This is a genomic window from Colwellia marinimaniae (assembly GCF_002207865.1).
Classification (GTDB): Bacteria; Pseudomonadota; Gammaproteobacteria; order Enterobacterales; family Alteromonadaceae; genus Colwellia; species Colwellia marinimaniae.
Map to the genome: position 1 here is coordinate 46665 of NZ_BDQM01000016.1, position 18293 is coordinate 64957.

Below are 18293 nucleotides of genomic sequence, written 5' to 3' on the forward strand. Positions count from 1 at the left end.
AAAACATGCAAGTAAGTCAATTTTTAGATAATACGCTATTAAATAAATATAACACCAGTGGACCAAGATACACCTCTTACCCCACGGCGTTAGAGTTCCATGATGATTTTAACCATGACGATTTTATTGAAGCGATAGCAAATTCACCAAGCCGTGAATTGTCATTGTACGTACATATCCCTTTCTGTCATACACTTTGCTATTACTGTGGTTGTAATAAAGTGGTAACTCGCCATCGTGATAAAGCGGATACTTACCTGGAATATTTAGCGCAAGAAATAGCCTTACAAGCGCCATTATTTAAAGACTATAAAGTTAAACAGTTACATTGGGGTGGCGGTACACCAAGTTTTTTAACCCAGCCACAAATAACACAATTGGTCAGCTTGCTTAAAGAAAAGTTCGATTTTTCTGATGATTTAGAAATGAGTATTGAAATTGATCCTCGTGAAATCGAAATGGACTTAGCCGATCACTTATATGCTTTAGGTTTTAATCGCTTAAGCTTAGGTGTGCAAGATCTTGATTTGAAGGTACAACAAGCCATTAATCGCGTACAGTCAACTGAGTTTATTGGTGACTTTATTAAGCATGCTAAAGCGGTCGGCTTTAAATCTATTAATATCGATCTTATTTATGGCTTACCACATCAAACGCTAGTGAATTTTGAAAAAACCTTAGTGAAAGCACATCAATGGCATGTTGATCGTATTTCATTGTTTAGCTATGCCCATTTACCCAGTCGTTTTGCTGCGCAGCGTAAATTGCGTGATGAATGGCTACCTAATACGCAAGAAAAATTTGCCTTAATGAAGTTGGCTATTGAGAAACTCTGTGATTTTGGCTATGACTTTATTGGCATGGATCATTTTGCTAAGCCTAATGACGAGTTATCACTCGCGCAAAATGATGGAACTTTGCATCGTAACTTTCAAGGCTATACCACCAAGGGCGGCTGTGATCTATTAGGCTTAGGGGTGTCAGCAATTAGTGCCATTGGTAATAGCTTTAGCCAAAATATTAAAGATTTGAACGAATATTACCGAGCGATTACACAACACCAGCATGCACAAATTAAAGGTGTTAGCTTGTCGGAAGATGATATTTTACGCGGCGAAGTTATTGGTGAATTAATGTGTAACTTGTATCTAGATAAACAGGTGATTAATAAAAAATATAACATTAACTTTGATGAATACTTTGCGGAAGATTTACTGTTATTAAATAGCTTTATTGATGATGGTTTACTCGAAAATAATAAAGATTTTATCAAAGTCGAGCAAAAAGCCCGTTTACTAATTCGTATTATTTGCATGAGCTTTGATGCTTATATGAAAAAACATATTAATCAACAGCGCTTCTCGCGGGTAATTTAATCTACTGGGTATACCTGCATAGACTTTGCGATTTGCTTGTTGAGGCTAACGTGTTGCAGGTAATTTACTAAAGATACTTACTAAAGATACTTACTAAAGATACTTATTGAAGGTAATGACCCCGAATGTTTAAGTTCGGGGCTTAGCACGGTAATTTTCTGCTTATTTAGGCGGGCAAGTTGAGTTAGCGAAATAAGCCCATATTCCTATCGGTAATGGCCTCTCGCCAACCTCCTAACCAGTGCGATTTCACCTCAATATTTTGATAAGGGCACTGCTCCTTAGCTTTGCCACCTAAGCCAGCTTGATAGCCATTAGCATGGGCTCTGCCAAATTTATCTCTTTTTTGTCTTTTCATCCACAACACCTCGTAATTATCTTATAAATTTATTGATAACAAATTTAGAAACCTAATTAGCTAAAGGTTTCTAAATACTACAGAGTGGTCGATTTACTAACTTTGCCTTATATTTCGCATAAATTTTATTTAATCGACAGTTTATTTAAGAGGATTTTGGCAAGTGATGCAAGCGGAAAAAGCTAAATTACCAGCCTGAAAAAAAGACCGAAAGAGAAAGTTCTAATAGCTACTTTGCTACCTTAAAAGATTGTTTGTTAAAACAACTGCTTAACAAATTGTCATGAGAATCGATATTACTTGAGATATTAAGCAGCCTGTTTTTTAGACAAAATTACTCTAAAGAAAATAGCATGGCAGGCTTTAATATTGAACAGTCTGATAGCAGGTTAATTGCTGAGGGACTTAGCTCACTTTGGCAAGGTTTAATTAAGCATTAACTTTTTAATAAAGGTTGCAGCATAGCTTCTAGCCCGTTGAGCTTTACTTCATACATTAAAGCTAACTGTTGCCCTAATTTACCTTCGGGAAAACCCTTGCCATGGAACCAAACCAAATAAGGCTCCGGCAGTTGTAACAGCTTTCTGCCAGCATATTTTCCAAAGGGCATGGTTTGATTAATGGCATCAATCAGTGCTTGTTGGTCGTTTAGCAAAATACTTCCTTCTCTGGCGCGTGTCATATTAGTGACATATCTAAGTCACAAAAGCTTCATCGGCGCTCATTATACTGCTCCTATCTTAAAAGGTAACCGCGTTAATAAAATTAGGGAGGACAGATGTCAATTATTAGAAAGCGAAGTGCTGCTCACAAAGCGTACTTACCAGGTAATGTGCGTGATAATCAATATATTTTAGCTGAGTTTAGTTTGACCGATGAGTTAATACAGCAGTTTTCAGGAAAATACAGCGAGTTAAAACCACAGCCATACTCTGATTGTTATCAGCAATTATCGGCATTGTTTTTTGAATTGACCGATGAAATAGAGCTCGATAATTGTCAATTTATTGCCAACGATAAATTAGCGCGTGTTCGTTATAGCCAGGAATTACATCAATGGCAAACCAATCAGCAAATTATATTTTATTACAATCCCGAAAGTCACCACCTGAAAAAGTCATTCTTTGATGGTAGTAAAAGAGCAAAGAAAGTTTGCTTACTTTTTTTGGCTACGGGCAATGACATTCGAGTTAATGCCGCCAAATTCCATAGCCGAGTGAGTCAAGTGGTACAAAAATTCTGCGAAAAGATTCAGCTAGATAAAAGTGACATGCGTCTTAGAGATCATCAGCACCTTACCTATGATTTATTTGCTAAAAATAAGGGCTGTACCACAACACAAGTACATAAATTACGTGAAATTAAAAAACGTTATGCCAGTCAAGGTGTACAATTACCCGCTTACCACAGTGCCATGAGTTATGCCGTGGTCACCTTAAATATAACTAATAAACTATTGCAGCAGGTAGAAATTGATAGCAACTCACAAGATCCTTACAACCCTTTGTACACTTATTTAACTGACGTCTTTACTATGGCGGCAAAGCGCTATAACTTGAATAATGGTGCTATGATTGCTAATGGTTTAGTGCCAATTATTAGGTATAGTATTCATGAGATCGTTTCCCGTGTTGGCGAGTTACAAATGTTGGGCTACAACCCAGAGCAAAGCCCTTGTGGCATTATTAGTAAGTGGAATGCCAGGGAATTAACTGATAGCGTGCAATTCGTTTTTGTCGCGACCCCTGAGAATAATAGTGACTATGGTTTTGGTCGTTTTTTAAATCAAATCGAACAAGCGATGAAATTGATGGCGGTAGAGCTGGAAATAGAGCCGAGTAAAGACGAGTTGATGGTCAGATTTCATCAACATCTGGCTTATAATTTTTAATGGAGTTATTTAAGCTGATGGTGGCGATAATAAATTGAACGGCCGAAGTCATTGCATTGTTATCATCACGCGGCGCAATAATAGCCTGAATCTGTTTGGTTATTGTTAAAACGTGTGGCATCTGCTTTTATTCGGTAACAAATAGGTTAAATAAGTATAATAATACTCTTAGGGTCTGTTGAAATTTTGACATAACTTTTACAGCACTTTGTTTGCTATGTAGACAAGGCAGAGCTCGTGCAGTGTCGCTCTGCTACGAAACTAGCGCCGCGATTAAAACCGCTTTATATTAGATAAATTTTAACCCTAAAAGATCAACAGAGCCGAGTAAAATAACCATGAGTTCTTAGCTTTTTGTAATAAGAAGACTGAGGTAAATGATAAAATTAATGAATAAGGTACCAGGTAAAATGACCGAGCAAGTTAACGAAAAAACGATACAAACGACTACTCTGGCTGGAGGTTGTTTTTGGTGTATTGAAAGTGCTTTTAACTGTGTTAAGGGTATTATTAGCGCAACATCTGGTTATATGGGTGGTGAGAGTATAGATCCAACGTATAAAGAGATTTGTACGGGCAATAGCGGCCATGCTGAAGTAGTACAGCTGCAGTTTGATAGCCAGATAATTAGTTATGGTGAAATACTGGAAATATTTTTCAGCTTACACAATCCAACACAGCTAAATCGTCAAGGCAATGATATTGGTAGCCAGTACCGCTCTGAAATATTTACCCATGATGCACAACAAGAAAAAGTTGCCTTAGCTATGCTGGCGCAGATCACGGCAGAGCAATTATTTGATGATCCTATCGTAACGCAAGTTAGCCCTGCAGTTACTTTCTATTGTGGTGAAGATTATCATCAAGAATACTTTAAAAATAATCCTGAAAATCAGTACTGCCAAGCAGTAGTATCACCTAAATTAGCCAAGTTTAGAAAAACCTTCGTGGCTAAATTGAAATAAGCGATAACGTTTTCTGCGTAATATTTTCTACCTTAACTGATGTTCTGCACTATATTTAACCTAGGTGTTGGCTGTTTTTTTTCGGTGGTGCTGCTATGCATAAGAAAAAACTTATTTTCTCTATTCTCACGCTATTAGCTGTTCTAGTCTGGTTATATCCGGCAGAGCAGCCTTATAAATATCGACAAGTTAAACGCATAGCGGTAGCAGAAGAAAATTATTTACTGCCAATTTTTCCGCATATTAGTCAAGTTAGTCGGCCAAAAGAAGCCTTTCATTTTCCTATTAAGTTAGGGGACGTTGGCCCCAGTAATTCTTTATATTCAGGGCCTAAGCAATATCCTTTTTATTGTATGACCATAGATTCACAGCTAGAGCAGCCTTTGGTTGATAACCAAGAAGGTTTTGGTGTGCCTGTCTATGATAATCTCGCCCAGCGCAGTAAAATTATTGGTTATTCAAAAGATTGCTTAGTGGCAAGTCATTTACAGTTTTATTATTTAACTCTAGATAATAACTTGGTTAAGCTGCCTATTGAGCAGTTTTCCCAATTAGCGTCTTTAAGAGATGCGCAGTTGCCTTTGCAATTGTTTCGAGCCGAGCAAGGCAGTATTAACCGCTTTATTTATACTATTGCTATGGCAATAACGCCGGAAGAGCTTGGCACACGTTCGATGAGCTCATTATGGAATAAAAAATTAATATATCAGTTTAATGGTGGCTCGGGCATAGGTTTTCGCCAAGGTCGACAAAAAGCAATCAGAACGATTACTCGTCGTTTAAGCGAAGTGCAGCAAGGTTATGCGATCATAAGTTCCAGCGGTAATCGTACTAGTTATACCTATAACATGTTATTGGCCGAAGATACCGCTCGTAGGGTTAAGCTGCATTTTGTCAGTCTATTTGGTGAGCCTTTGTACACGGTTGGTATTGGCGGCTCAGGTGGTGGCTTGGCGCAATATCTTATCGGACAAAATAGTCATGGTATTCTTGATGGCTTAATTCCGCAGTATTCATATCCTGATATGGTCAGCCAAACTATATATACCTTAGATTGTGATTTGTTTAATAATTATTTTACCTTTAGAGCCAAGGATAATAGCCGTTGGCAGCAATGGGATCAGCGACAACTACTTGAAGGCATGAATAGCTTACAAGACTTTCCGCAAAAAATAGCCTTTTTACAACCAGTAGCGCAATTAATGGCGGGTATGGTACCGAGTTTCCCCCAAGGTAATAGTGAATGTATCAATGGTTACTTTGGCTTATCCACCTTTATCCACAACCCAAGACAAGGCTTCTTGCGACATTTTTATAGCGATGAAGTGGTAAAACAAACCAATTGGAATTATTGGGAAGATATGGCTTGGCTTTTCAGTCGTGATCAACATGGCTTAGTGGAAAGTACTTGGGATAATGACGGGGTGCAATATGGTTTACATGCCTTAAAACAAAAACAGATCACTTTAGCTGAATTTGTCCATCTCAATAAAAACATAGGCAGTTGGAAAGAGCAGTACAAAATGAAGGCTGAAAATATTATCACGCCGTTTGGCCGGAAAATGCCTTTTTGGTTGTCTTTATGGGGCAGTGACAATATAACTCAAGTCATTGATAACCAAATGGCGCCACGGCGTAGTGCTTCACTCAACGCTATTGAGGCGGCTTATCGAGGAGGACAGGTTTTTATTGGTAAGCTGGACTTGCCTATCATTGATGTTCGTCATTACTTAGAAGAAAAACTCGATATGCATCATATGTCGGCATCTTTTAGTACTCGTTTACGTTTACAACAAGCCAATGGCCATTTTGATAACCAAGTTATTTGGGTGGCAAAGCGCGACTTTGATCCAACCAAGAACGCTTTTGTTTTGATGGATTTATGGCTACTAAAACGCAAACAGTTTCCTGAGCTCAATGCCGCGCAAAGCAAGCCAGTACAATTACAAGATACTTGTTTTGATGATAAGGGCGAGGTAATAGCGCAAGGCAAGGGGGTTTGGCAAGGAAAATGGAATCAAGTTGGCTATGAAAAAAAATCGTTAAATCGAGGCGCATGTGCAGAGCATTATGCTATTTTTTCCAATAGCCGTATTCAAGCAGAAGGTCCATGGCAGGGGAGCGTGTTTAAATGTTATAAAATTCCACTTGCGCAGGCCATTAAACAAGGTATGTATGGCTCTATTGACTTAACTAAACACCTCAAGGATATGCAGGTTATTTTTGCTAGCGGGGTGTGTGACTATAGCCAGGGCGATGCCGGTAGGCCTAAAGATATTTAGGGGCGGTTAAATTTTGATTCGTTTAATACTGCTATCTGAAATGTTTGATTTATTAGATGATTACCTAAAGGGCAACAGCGCAAACTTAGCTAATATATTTTTGCCAGTGGTTTGTTATTGTGGATAGCCATTTTTTTTTGAATTTATATTTAAGAACGTTTTCATACAAAAAAAGCGGTCAGCATAAGATGCTTAGCGCTTTTTTATTATTCGAGTATAGACTTGCTGTTACTTAAAGCGCATCGACAAATCAATCGCGTTAACATGCTTGGTTAGCGCACCACTGGAGATGTAATCGACACCTGCTTTGGCGTATTCTTGCAACGTTTCTATGGTCATATTGCCGGATACTTCTAACTTTGCTTTACCGCGAGTTGCCGTTACGGCTTGCTCTATCATGGCCGGAGTGAAGTTATCTAACATGATAATATCAGCGCCAGCATTAAGTGCTTGGTCAAGCTCATCGAGAGACTCAACCTCTACTTCAACGGTTTTATCACTGTGATTTTTTTTAGCGCTAGCTACCGCTTGGCTAATGCCACCACAAGCGGCGATATGATTCTCTTTTATTAAAAAGGCATCAAATAAACCAATTCTATGGTTTACCCCACCACCACAAAGCACAGCATATTTTTGTGCGCTACGTAAACCTGGTAAAGTCTTGCGGGTATCAAGCAGCTTAGTTTGGCTACCGGCTAGCTCTTTTACATAGTGGCTGGTTAACGTGGCAGTACCCGATAAGGTTTGCAAAAAGTTTAACGCCACACGTTCACCGGTTAATAAAATACGAGCATTACCTGCTAATTCGAATAAAGTGCTATTGGCAGCAACGGCTTCACCGTCATTAACAAACCAGGTAATTTTTGTAGGTAAAGAGTTAGTGGTTTGCTGCGTTGATTTATTTAATGAAGCATCTAGTTGCTTGAATACTTCGTTGACCCAAGCAACACCACAGATGATACAATCTTCACGAGTAATTACAGTAGCGACGGCTTGTTCATGTTCAGGAATGAGCATAGCGGTAATATCTTGGTTTGCTTGAGGCATTGCATCACCAACGGCGCCTAAATCTTCACAAAGGGCCCAAGAAATGGTTTTACTAATATCTTGCTGTAATTTTTCTAATTGTGCATTAAGCATGGTTTGCTTCCTGTTACAGGGGTTCTCGTAAGATTAATTGTTTACCCGTTTGATAAAAGTCTACTTGTTTTAGTGCGCTCATGCCTAATAGTATTTCATCTGCTTTCATTGCCGGGTTAATGTGAGCAGCGACATTATACAAGAAAATATTACCTAAGCTCAATTGCGCAATTTCAGTTTTATAAACCGTGATAGTGCCATTGGCGGTTTGTACTCGGTAACTCCCTTGAACTACTAGGTCTAGTTGCTCTGCTATATGGGCAGGGATTGATACCTGGGTTGCACCAGTATCGAGTAAAAAGGTCACCGCAGTGCCATTTATTGTGCCGCTAGCAAGATAATGACCTTGCCTATTTTGCGCTAAAATCACTTCAGCTTGACCATCGGCGGTTAAACGTATTTCTGGCTGGCTATTAGGATTATATTGTTCATCAAGTATATCTTGAAATAAAAACATTAATAACGCCAGCGCTATTATCCAAGCAATCCAGACAAAAATTTTCGCCATTTTGTTTGTTGGGTCAACTTCAGTCATACTAAGCAGCTCTTGATAAGGTTAGCTGTATTGTATGTTGTCTTAAGTAAGCAATAAAGCCCAAAATGTAACCTTAACCAAGTGCCGAAAAGTAATACCACTAAAATAATGAGCAATCCATGTTTTCTATTTCTTCTGGCTGGCTAGCACAAGCACAACATTTCCCCTCGCCGTATTTTTCTCCGCGCGAATTAGCGGATGACATTAGTTTATTGGTTATCCATAATATTTCCCTGCCGGCAGGGCAGTTTGGTGGTAATTGCATCCATGATTTATTTCTTGGGCAATTAGATTGTAACGCCCATGCTAGTTTTAATGACTTGCAGGGGGTGGAAGTTTCCGCGCATTGTCTTATCCGCCGGGATGGTCGCATTAGCCAGTATGTATCTTTTGATGATAAGGCTTGGCATGCGGGAGCTTCTTCATTTAGAGCAAGGCCGCGCTGTAATGATTATTCTATTGGTATTGAATTAGAGGGCACAGATGATATTTGTTATACCGCAGAGCAGTACCAACAACTAATAGCGTTAACACTTTGTTTGCAAAATAAATTTCCTGGCATTATCATGAGTCATATCGTGGGTCATTGTGATATTGCCCCAGGTAGAAAAACCGATCCCGGGCCAGTATTTGATTGGCAATACTTTCGTCAGTGTTTAACTGAACAAGCGACAAGGAATAATATTTAGCATGAGTTTATTAAGTTTATTAATTGCACTGGCTGCAGAGCGTTCGTTATCTGCCAAAGTGTGGCGATTTAATTTTTATTATCAACACTATCTACATTTTTTTAGCAAAAACTTTACCGCTAAACAAGGTACGGTCGCGAGTGCGGTCTTCATTATCTTACCTGTTATGGCGACGTATTTTTTGCTTGAGCTAATTGATAACAGCGTCATGCAATTAGTTATCTCGACTTTGGTGCTTATTGTTTGTTTTGGTTGTACCACCACGAGAAAGAGTTATAAAAGCTACCTGCACTCAGCTTTTCGCGGTGAAGAAACGACCACGGCAATGCACCATCAGCAGTTATTATCGGACAAAAACTTACCTAATATGGGCTTTGGTCCAGCACTCATTTGGTTAAACTACCGTTATTACATTGCTATTATGCTGTATTTTACCGTGTTTGGTGCTGCTGGCGCGGTATTTTACCGTTTGTTGACTAGCGTTATTGAACATAAAAAATCTCAATGTATTGCCAGTGAAAATGAAAATAAAGCACAAGCAGAGGCTAACTCGGTAGCTAAAAGCGGCACTGAGCATGAGGCTCAACATGAAGGGAATGTTGCCCCTACTATTATCAATGGCTGTCAAAACCATCACGATGTACTTTATTGGCTAGATTGGGTACCTGTGCGAGTTGCCTCTTTTGGTTATATGTTTGTTGGTCACTTCTCTAAAGCTATGCCCGTTTGGTTAGACAGTTTATTTGATAGCCAAAAACCTACTCATCAAATTTTAATTGATGTTGCGCAAAAATCGGAAGACATTATAGTGAATGAGGACGACTGCACAGCTGAGCCTTGTTTATTAGTCAGACTAGCAAAACGTAATGTCTTACTGGTCCTTGCCGTTATTTCAATATTGACCTTAGCTGGCTTACTAAACTAAGTAAACAGCCTAAATCAATGGTCAGACCAATCGTCCTTCTTGCTTTAATGCGCTAAAATTAGACAGTAATTTATTACTTTAGCGCATAAAACCTTGCTTAAATCCTAGCCATAAACTAAATTTACTTGTCAAAAGTAGCTATATTTGCTACTTTATTACTCATAAATTAATTGGTCTTACCAATTTACCAAGAGTTTTTTAGGGGCTTTTGCCTAGACATTTCTCTTTAGTCTCGTGGAAATAATGAGTTAATTAACTTTTATGAATGCCAACCTAACGAAAAGAAATCAATGCTAGCATCAAAAAAAACTGGCCGAGTGAAGCCGCAGAAGTTGGCTGACATTATCTTAGCCCAGCTTGAAGCCATGATTATTGAAGGCAGTTTAAAGCCGGGTGAAAAATTATTACCCGAGCGTGAACTGGCTTTGCAGTTTGAAGTTTCAAGGCCATCATTACGTGAAGCAATACAGAAATTAGAGAGCAAAGGTTTAGTGACTCGCAAACAAGGTGGTGGCACCTTTGTCTGTAAAAATTTACTCAGCGGGTTTTCCGATCCCTTGTTTGAATTAATGTCTAATGATAATGAATCACAATTTGATTTATTAGAATTTCGTCATGGTATTGAAGGTATGGCCTCGTATTATGCTGCCATGCGTGGCACGCCAGCAGATTTTGAGCAAATTCAAATTAAGCACGATGACATTGGTACTAGCCAATTAGAAAATGATTTTCGCGTGGAAGCAGAAGCGGTGGTTGAATTTCATTTAGCTATTTGTGCCGCTTCACATAATGCGGTGATATTTCAACTTGCTCGCAGTATGTCTGCATTACTTGCTGATAATATTGCACAAAATTTAACAGTATTGGCAAAACGTCCGGATATCTTTAGCAAGATAACCGATTATAGAAAACGTTTGCTCAATGCTATTGTCAGTGGTCAGCCAAAAAAAGCTTGGGGTGCAAGTCATAGACACTTAGCTTTTATTGAAGAAATCCTGTTAAAACTTAGCCAGGAAAACAGCCGCATGGAACGCTCTATGCGCAGAATGTAGTCGCTAGAAGAAATTACGTATTTGTACTATGAATAATTAGAAAATTTAATTATAAACTTTTATAAAATAAGAAAGTATTGGAGACTAAACAATATGTCAGATCTACCAAATATCGATATTGATTCAGAAGAAACCCAAGAGTGGTTAGAGTCAATGGAGTCTGTATTAGAAAATGAAGGGCCAGAACGTGCTCATCAGTTATTAGAAGCTTTAATTGACCGCGCTCGTCGTGGTGGTACTCACTTACCATTTGATGCGACTACCGCTTATGTTAATACTATTCCACCTGGGCAAGAACCACATATGCCGGCGGATCAAACTATTGAATCACGTATCCGTGCCGCTATTCGTTGGAACGCATTAGTCTTAGTATTACGTGCCTCTAAAAAAGATTTAGATCTGGGCGGTCACATTGGTAGTTTTGCTTCTGCTTCAACGTTATACGATGTAGGTTTTAACCACTTCTTTAAAGCAGCCTCAGAAAAAGATGGCGGTGATTTTATTTTTGCCCAAGGTCATATTTCTCCCGGCATCTATGCACGTGCCTTTATGGAAGGCCGTTTAACTGAAGAGCAAATGAACAATTTCCGTCAAGAGTGTGATGGCAAAGGTTTACCTTCTTACCCACATCCACATTTGATGGATGACTTCTGGCAGTTCCCAACGGTTTCTATGGGCTTAGGTCCATTACAAGCTATTTACACCGCTCGTTTCTTAAAATACTTAACCGATCGTGGTATTAAAGATTGTTCAGGTCAACGTGTTTACTGTTTCCTTGGTGATGGTGAAACAGATGAACCAGAATCATTAGGTGCCATTGGTTTGGCGTCGCGCGAAAGCTTAGATAACCTAACCTTTATCGTTAACTGTAACTTACAACGTCTTGATGGTCCGGTACGTGGTAATGGTAAAATTATCCAAGAACTTGAAGGTACATTCCGTGGCGCAGGCTGGGAAGTAATAAAAGTTATTTGGGGTTCATACTGGGATCCACTGCTTGCCCGTGATACTTCGGGTAAATTATTGCAGTTAATGAATGAAACCGTTGATGGTGAATACCAAAACTGTAAAGCGAAAGGTGGTAAGTACACCCGCGAAAATTTCTTTAATAAGTACCCTGAAACTAAAGCTATGGTTGCTAATATGTCTGATCAAGACATCTGGCGTTTAAACCGTGGTGGTCATGACCCAGTGAAAGTTTATGCGGCTTATCAAAAAGCCATGGACACTAAAGGTCGTCCAACGGTTATTCTGGCGAAAACGGTGAAAGGTTTTGGTCTGGGTGCTTCGGGTGAAGCATTAAATATCGCTCATAATGTTAAGAAGATGGATCTGGAGTCAATTAAACATTATCGCGATCGTTTTAATATTCCGGTTAATGATGATGAGATTGCCGATTTACCGTTCTTTAAATTTACTGAAGACAGTGAAGAATATAAATACATGAAAGCCCGTCGTGAAGCCTTGGGTGGTTCATTACCAGTGCGTCGTAAGCAAGCGGAAGAAAGTTTAGAAATTCCACCGCTTAAAGTCTTTGATGCGATATTAAAAGGCTCAGGTGAGCGTGAAGTATCATCAACCATGACCTTTGTGCGAGTATTGAATGCCTTATTAAAAGATAAGAAAATTGGTAAACGTATCGTACCAATCATTCCTGATGAAGCACGTACCTTTGGTATGGAAGGCCTATTCCGTCAAGTGGGTATTTACGCTAACGAAGGGCAAAAATATATTCCTCAAGATGCGGATCAAGTTGCTTATTATCGTGAAGATAAAAAAGGCCAAGTATTACAAGAAGGTATTAACGAGTTAGGTGCTATGGCATCTTGGATCGCTGCAGGTACTTCTTATTCTACTTGTAATGTCGTCACTATTCCGTTCTACATCTACTACTCAATGTTTGGTTTTCAACGTGTTGGTGATTTAGCTTGGGCCGCAGGCGATAGCCAAACACGTGGTTTCTTATTAGGTGCTACTGCGGGTCGTACCACACTTAACGGTGAAGGTTTACAACATCAAGATGGTCATTCACATGTGCAAGCGGGTTTAATTCCTAACTGTGTCACTTATGATCCAACCTATGGTTATGAAATTGCGGTAATCATTCGTGAAGGTTTACGTCGTATGTACGAAGAAAATGAAAACATCTTCTTCTACTTAACTTTAATGAATGAAAACTATAAACATCCGGCCTTGCCAGAAAATAAAGAAGTTACTGAGCAAATCATTAAAGGTATTTACCAACTTGAGCAAGTTGCACCTAGCAAAGGTAAGAGCAAAGCTATAGCAAATGTACAGTTGATGGGTTCAGGTACTATTTTAGAAAAAGTACGTGAAGCGGCGCAAATCTTAGCGAACGATTATAATGTGTCTAGTGATGTATACTCGGTAACGTCTTTCAATGAACTGACCCGTGATGGTCAAGATGTATCGCGTTGGAATATGCTGCACCCAGAAAGTGAGCAACGTGTAGCTTATATCTCTAAAATTATTACTAAAGACGCGGGTCCTGCGATTGCTGCTACCGATTACATCAAAAACTATTCAGAGCAAGTTCGTGCATATATCAACACTGAATATCGTTGTTTAGGTACCGATGGTTTTGGTCGTAGTGATAGTCGCGCCAACTTACGTACTCACTTTGAAGTGAATGCCGCTTATATTGTTGTGGCGTCATTATTTGAATTGGCTAATCGTGGTGATATTAAACGTACAGTCGTTACTGAAGCAATTAAGCGCTTCAATATTGATACTGAAAAACTTAACCCACTTTACGCATAATTAGCATCTAGATAAGGAAAATATAATGTCTATTGAAAAAATCCTAGTCCCTGATGTTGGTGGCGATGAAGTTGAAATTATTGAAATTTGTGTTGCTGTCGGTGATAGCTTAGAAGCCGATGAAGGTATTATAACCGTAGAAACTGACAAAGCTTCTATGGATATTCCAGCGCCTTTTGCCGGTGAGCTATTAAGCTTGTCAGTAAGTGTTGGTGATAAAATCAAAGAAGGGGATCTTATTGCTGAGATGAAAAGTGCATCGGCTGCTACTCCTGCTGAAGAAGCGCCAGCTGCGCCCGTAGTGGCAACACCGGCGGCCGCACCTGCGCCCGTTGTTGACGCTGCTCCGATAGCCGCTACGCCAGCACCTTCAACAGTAGAAATAATTGATATCGCGGTACCAGATATTGGTGAAGACGGGACAGTTGAAGTCATTGATGTTTTGGTGAGTGTTGGTGATGTCATTGAAGAAGAAGATGGCTTGATCACGCTAGAAACCGATAAAGCTACTATGGATGTGCCATCAACCCATGCCGGCACGGTTAAAGAAGTATTTATTAGTAACGGTGACAAGGTTAAGCAAGGGTCATTAGTAATCAAGCTTGAAACTGCTGGCAGTGAAGCCGCCGCTATTGTGGCTCCCGCTGTTGCAGCTGCTCCGGCACCTGCAGTAGCAGTAGCCGCGCCAACTGTTACCCCAACAACCGCGCCTAAGGCTGCGCCAGTACCACATCACCCACAACTAGGTACTGTTAACAAAGGTAGTATTTACACCTCGCCGTCAATTCGCCGCTTGGCTCGTGAATTTGGCGTAGATTTAACCTTAGTTAAAGGCACAGGTCGTAAAAACCGCATCTTAAAAGATGATGTGCAATCATACGTTAAATATGAATTATCTCGCCCTAAAGCCAATGCGGGTAGCTCAGTTGCTGCTGGTGAAGGTGGTTTACAAGTGGTTAGTGCCAGAGCGATAGATTTCTCTAAATTTGGTGACATTGAAACTAAGCCATTATCACGCATTCAGAAGATTTCTGGACCATTCTTACATCGCAACTGGGTAACTATTCCACATGTTACTCAATTTGATGAAGCTGATATCACTAACGTTGAAGCCTTCCGTAAAGAGCAAAACGTACTTTGTGAAAAACAAAAGCTTGGTTTTAAAATTACGCCATTAGTCTTTGTTTTAAAAGCAGCCGCAAATGCGTTGCGCGCTTTCCCGACGTTTAATTCAAGCTTGAGTGAAGACGGTGAAAGCTTAATTCTTAAGAAGTACATCCACATTGGTATTGCCGTTGATACACCAAACGGTTTAGTTGTACCAGTAGTGCGCGATGTTGATCAAAAAGGTATTCACCAGTTATCGCGTGAATTACTTGAAATCAGCATGAAAGCACGTGATGGCAAGTTAAAGGCAACTGATATGCAAGGTGGTTGTTTCACCATTTCTAGCCTTGGCGGTATTGGTGGTACAGCGTTTACGCCAATCGTTAATGCCCCAGAGGTGGCTATTTTAGGTGTTTCTAAATCAGAAATGAAACCTAAGTGGAATGGTAAAGAGTTTGAACCTAAGCTAATGTTACCATTATCAATGTCTTATGATCATCGTGTCATTGATGGTGCCTTGGCCGCACGCTTCACAGTACATCTTGCTGGTGTAATGTCTGACATTCGTAAATTGATATTGTAGGCGGGAATTTATTCGCGCTTTTATATCAACACCAAGCAATTAATATTGGCGAAGTTCAACACATAAGAGTAGAATTTCGCCATAAAATTTGAAATAGATAAAAAGGGAGTTCAATACGCCGTTAATTTATTTAACAGCAAGTTGAAAGCACGAAGTTGATGACCATCAATGAGTACTTTCAACGCAGCTATTAGAGAAAGGAACAAAGTGTTGAGCTAACCTTAACTAATAATGAGGATAAGCATGAGTAACGATATCAAAACTCAAGTAGTAATTTTAGGTGCCGGCCCTGGTGGCTATTCAGCAGCATTTCGCGCCGCTGATCTAGGCTTAGATGTAGTACTAGTAGAAAGCCGTAAAACATTAGGTGGCGTATGTTTAAATGTCGGTTGTATCCCTTCTAAAGCATTACTTCACGTAGCTAAAGTTATTGACGATGCCGCAGCTATGGCATCTCACGGTGTTACTTTTGGTAAGCCTGAAATCGATTTAGACAAAATTCGTAGCTGGAAAGACAGTGTCACTGCACAGCTTACCGGTGGTTTATCGGGTATGGCAAAAAGCCGTAAAGTAACCACAGTTTATGGTTACGGTAAATTTACTTCTGATAAAACTATTGTTGTAGAAGGCAACGATGGCGAAACAACCACTATTAGTTTTGATAATGCCATTATTGCGGCAGGTTCGTCAGTGGTTAACTTACCATTCATTCCAACTGATGACCCACGTGTTATTGATTCTACCGGTGCGTTAGAGCTTAAAGACGTACCAGCAGAAATGTTAGTATTGGGTGGCGGTATCATTGGCCTAGAAATGGGTACTGTATATAAGGCCTTAGGCTCTAACGTATCAGTGGTTGAATTTGCTGACCAATTAGTACCAGCGGCTGATAAAGATATTGTTAGAATTTACACCAACTACAACAAGAAAAAATTCAACATTATGTTGTCTACTAAAGTTGTCGCGGTTGAAGCAAAAGATGACGGTTTATACGTTACTTTTGAGGGTAAAAAAGCACCAAGCGACCCAGTACGTTACGACAAAATTTTAGTTGCTGTTGGCCGTAAGCCAAACGGTCACTTAGTTGCTGCTGATAAAGCCGGCGTAAATGTTGATGAGCGTGGTTTCATTAACGTTTCTAAAGAATTACGTACTAACGTACCGCACATCTTCGCTATCGGTGATGTTGTTGGTCAACCTATGCTTGCTCATAAAGCGGTTCATGAAGCACATGTAGCTGCTGAAGTTATTTCTGGCAAAAAACATACTTTTGAACCTCGTTGTATTCCTTCAATTGCTTATACTGATCCAGAAATGGCTTGGGTTGGCGTTACTGAAGCTGAAGCAAAAGAGCAAGGTTTAAATATCGAAGTTGCTAACTTCCCATGGGCTGCTTCTGGCCGTGCTATCGCTTCTGCACGTACTGAAGGTAAAACTAAGATGATCTTTGAAAAAGAAACAGGTCGTGTACTTGGTGGCGCTATTGTTGGCATCAATGCCGGTGAATTACTAGGTGAAATTTGTTTAGCGGTTGAAATGGGCGCTGATGCGGAAGATCTTGCCTTAACTATTCATGCTCACCCAACGTTAAATGAATCAATTGGCTTAGCGGCAGAAATCTTTGAAGGTTCAATCACTGATTTACCCAATGCTAAAGCAGCTAAAAAGAAAAAATAATATTGTTTAGCTTATAAAGATATTAATAATTTAAAAACCAGTTACTTGCCTCAAGTAACTGGTTTTTTTTAGGTTAAATTATTATTAAAACTTATCTTCCACGTAATACAAACTAACAGGGATAGCTAAACAGCTGGCAAGAAATTCCTCTGCATGTATTTCACCTTGGCCTTGGTATTGCCAACCTAACGTTAGCGCTATTTGCGTGGGCCTAAAATTGCCATTATTGCTTTGCTCTTCAGTAAAAGGGTACTTAACACCATTGCCTTGCATAAGTTTATCTTTAGTGAGCGGACTGTGTTCTAGTGTAGATAAGTTATCTGCCCTTTTTGCAAAGTCGACAAAAAAGCGGACGGATGCTTGGCAATAATCAAAACGCTTCTTTTTAGCCGCTAATAGGCTTTCTTCTTCAGTCATCAAACGTCGCTGATGACCCGCTGTGGGCTGTTCTTTGAGACTTGTTTTTATTTTTTGGTAAAATATCGAGTATGGATTATCCATTAAGGCTAATTTAGTGTGCATCTCTGGCCAGGCCTGTAAAGCTAACTGTTTGTTAAATTCAGCGGTAACTTCAGCACTCATTTCATCTGTTATAGCCTTCGAGTTTGCCATAGAACTAAAAAATGTCACTATGCTCACTCCAGTGAAAGCTATAGCGCGAATATACTGCCAGTAAGTCTTTTTATTAGTTTTCATACTATTATTTTTCTTCTTATTGTTTGGTTTACCAGCAACAGCTTAATTTATTTTAACTGATTATCCTACTTTTATTATGACAGCTTTGCTCACTTGCTCAAAGAACACGGTAGGGCATCTATTTTAGCTAAAACAGCGACCATGGCTTATTACTGTGAGAGTCCCAGTTGCCAGTGCGATAAAGTCATTATTTAACGAGAAAATAACGGTAAAATACTTGAACTAGTTTAAGGTCG

15 protein-coding genes are annotated in these 18293 nt (G+C 39.5%); 10 read left to right on the forward strand and 5 right to left on the reverse strand.

Annotation, left to right across the window (positions count from 1 at the left end; all coding sequences use genetic code 11):
* Positions 1 to 5: 5 nt before the first annotated feature.
* Entirely contained in the window at positions 6 to 1376 is a 1371-nt protein-coding gene (gene hemN, locus MTCD1_RS10965) for an oxygen-independent coproporphyrinogen III oxidase (RefSeq protein WP_057183095.1), read from the forward strand.
* Between the two features lie 184 nt (positions 1377 to 1560).
* On the opposite strand, the gene rmf is transcribed toward hemN, so the two are convergent.
* The gene (rmf, locus tag MTCD1_RS10970; RefSeq protein WP_057183093.1) at positions 1561 to 1734 is read right to left on the reverse strand and encodes a ribosome modulation factor; all 174 of its coding nucleotides are present in this window, start codon (positions 1732 to 1734) and stop codon (positions 1561 to 1563) included.
* A gap of 436 nt (positions 1735 to 2170) precedes the next feature.
* Entirely contained in the window at positions 2171 to 2416 is a 246-nt protein-coding gene (locus MTCD1_RS10975; protein WP_057183091.1) for a DUF3820 family protein, read from the reverse strand.
* A 96-nt stretch (positions 2417 to 2512) separates the two neighbouring features.
* Here MTCD1_RS10975 and MTCD1_RS10980 point away from each other — a divergent pair, with 96 nt between their 5' ends.
* From MTCD1_RS10980 to MTCD1_RS10990, 3 genes are all read left to right on the forward strand, one after another.
* Complete coding sequence (locus MTCD1_RS10980) at positions 2513 to 3625, forward strand: DUF3083 family protein (RefSeq protein ID WP_057183089.1); 1113 nt, start codon at positions 2513 to 2515, stop codon at positions 3623 to 3625.
* Between the two features lie 410 nt (positions 3626 to 4035).
* The gene (gene msrA, locus MTCD1_RS10985) at positions 4036 to 4590 is read left to right on the forward strand and encodes a peptide-methionine (S)-S-oxide reductase MsrA (protein WP_057183190.1); all 555 of its coding nucleotides are present in this window, start codon (positions 4036 to 4038) and stop codon (positions 4588 to 4590) included.
* A gap of 95 nt (positions 4591 to 4685) precedes the next feature.
* The gene (locus MTCD1_RS10990; protein WP_057183087.1) at positions 4686 to 6872 is read left to right on the forward strand and encodes a DUF6351 family protein; all 2187 of its coding nucleotides are present in this window, start codon (positions 4686 to 4688) and stop codon (positions 6870 to 6872) included.
* A 228-nt stretch (positions 6873 to 7100) separates the two neighbouring features.
* Here the strand turns inward: MTCD1_RS10990 and nadC are convergent, their stop codons facing one another.
* Both nadC and MTCD1_RS11000 read right to left on the reverse strand, forming a co-directional pair.
* Positions 7101 to 8012, reverse strand: coding sequence for a carboxylating nicotinate-nucleotide diphosphorylase (gene nadC / locus MTCD1_RS10995; RefSeq protein ID WP_057183085.1), 912 nt, complete (start codon positions 8010 to 8012; stop codon positions 7101 to 7103).
* A 13-nt stretch (positions 8013 to 8025) separates the two neighbouring features.
* Positions 8026 to 8547, reverse strand: coding sequence for a retropepsin-like aspartic protease family protein (locus MTCD1_RS11000; protein ID WP_057183083.1), 522 nt, complete (start codon positions 8545 to 8547; stop codon positions 8026 to 8028).
* Positions 8548 to 8666: 119 nt separating this feature from the next.
* On the opposite strand from MTCD1_RS11000, the gene ampD reads away from it, so the two are divergent.
* The 6 genes from ampD to lpdA all read left to right on the forward strand — a co-directional run bounded on the left by ampD (position 8667) and on the right by lpdA (position 17361).
* Positions 8667 to 9236, forward strand: a complete 570-nt coding sequence (ampD, locus tag MTCD1_RS11005; protein WP_057183081.1) for a 1,6-anhydro-N-acetylmuramyl-L-alanine amidase AmpD — start codon at positions 8667 to 8669, stop codon at positions 9234 to 9236.
* A 1-nt stretch (position 9237) separates the two neighbouring features.
* Complete coding sequence (gene ampE, locus MTCD1_RS11010) at positions 9238 to 10161, forward strand: beta-lactamase regulator AmpE (protein WP_057183079.1); 924 nt, start codon at positions 9238 to 9240, stop codon at positions 10159 to 10161.
* 290 nt (positions 10162 to 10451) lie between these two features.
* The gene (pdhR, locus tag MTCD1_RS11015; RefSeq protein WP_057183077.1) at positions 10452 to 11213 is read left to right on the forward strand and encodes a pyruvate dehydrogenase complex transcriptional repressor PdhR; all 762 of its coding nucleotides are present in this window, start codon (positions 10452 to 10454) and stop codon (positions 11211 to 11213) included.
* A 93-nt stretch (positions 11214 to 11306) separates the two neighbouring features.
* Positions 11307 to 13994, forward strand: a complete 2688-nt coding sequence (aceE, locus tag MTCD1_RS11020; protein ID WP_057183075.1) for a pyruvate dehydrogenase (acetyl-transferring), homodimeric type — start codon at positions 11307 to 11309, stop codon at positions 13992 to 13994.
* 25 nt (positions 13995 to 14019) lie between these two features.
* The gene (aceF, locus tag MTCD1_RS11025) at positions 14020 to 15684 is read left to right on the forward strand and encodes a dihydrolipoyllysine-residue acetyltransferase (RefSeq protein WP_057183073.1); all 1665 of its coding nucleotides are present in this window, start codon (positions 14020 to 14022) and stop codon (positions 15682 to 15684) included.
* 243 nt (positions 15685 to 15927) lie between these two features.
* Positions 15928 to 17361: a dihydrolipoyl dehydrogenase gene (lpdA, locus tag MTCD1_RS11030; RefSeq protein ID WP_057183071.1), complete on the forward strand. Its 1434-nt coding sequence runs from the start codon at positions 15928 to 15930 to the stop codon at positions 17359 to 17361.
* Between the two features lie 84 nt (positions 17362 to 17445).
* Here the strand turns inward: lpdA and MTCD1_RS11035 are convergent, their stop codons facing one another.
* Positions 17446 to 18057 (reverse strand): hypothetical protein, encoded by a 612-nt coding sequence (locus tag MTCD1_RS11035; RefSeq protein ID WP_057183069.1) that lies wholly within the window; start codon positions 18055 to 18057, stop codon positions 17446 to 17448.
* Positions 18058 to 18293 lie beyond the last annotated feature (236 nt).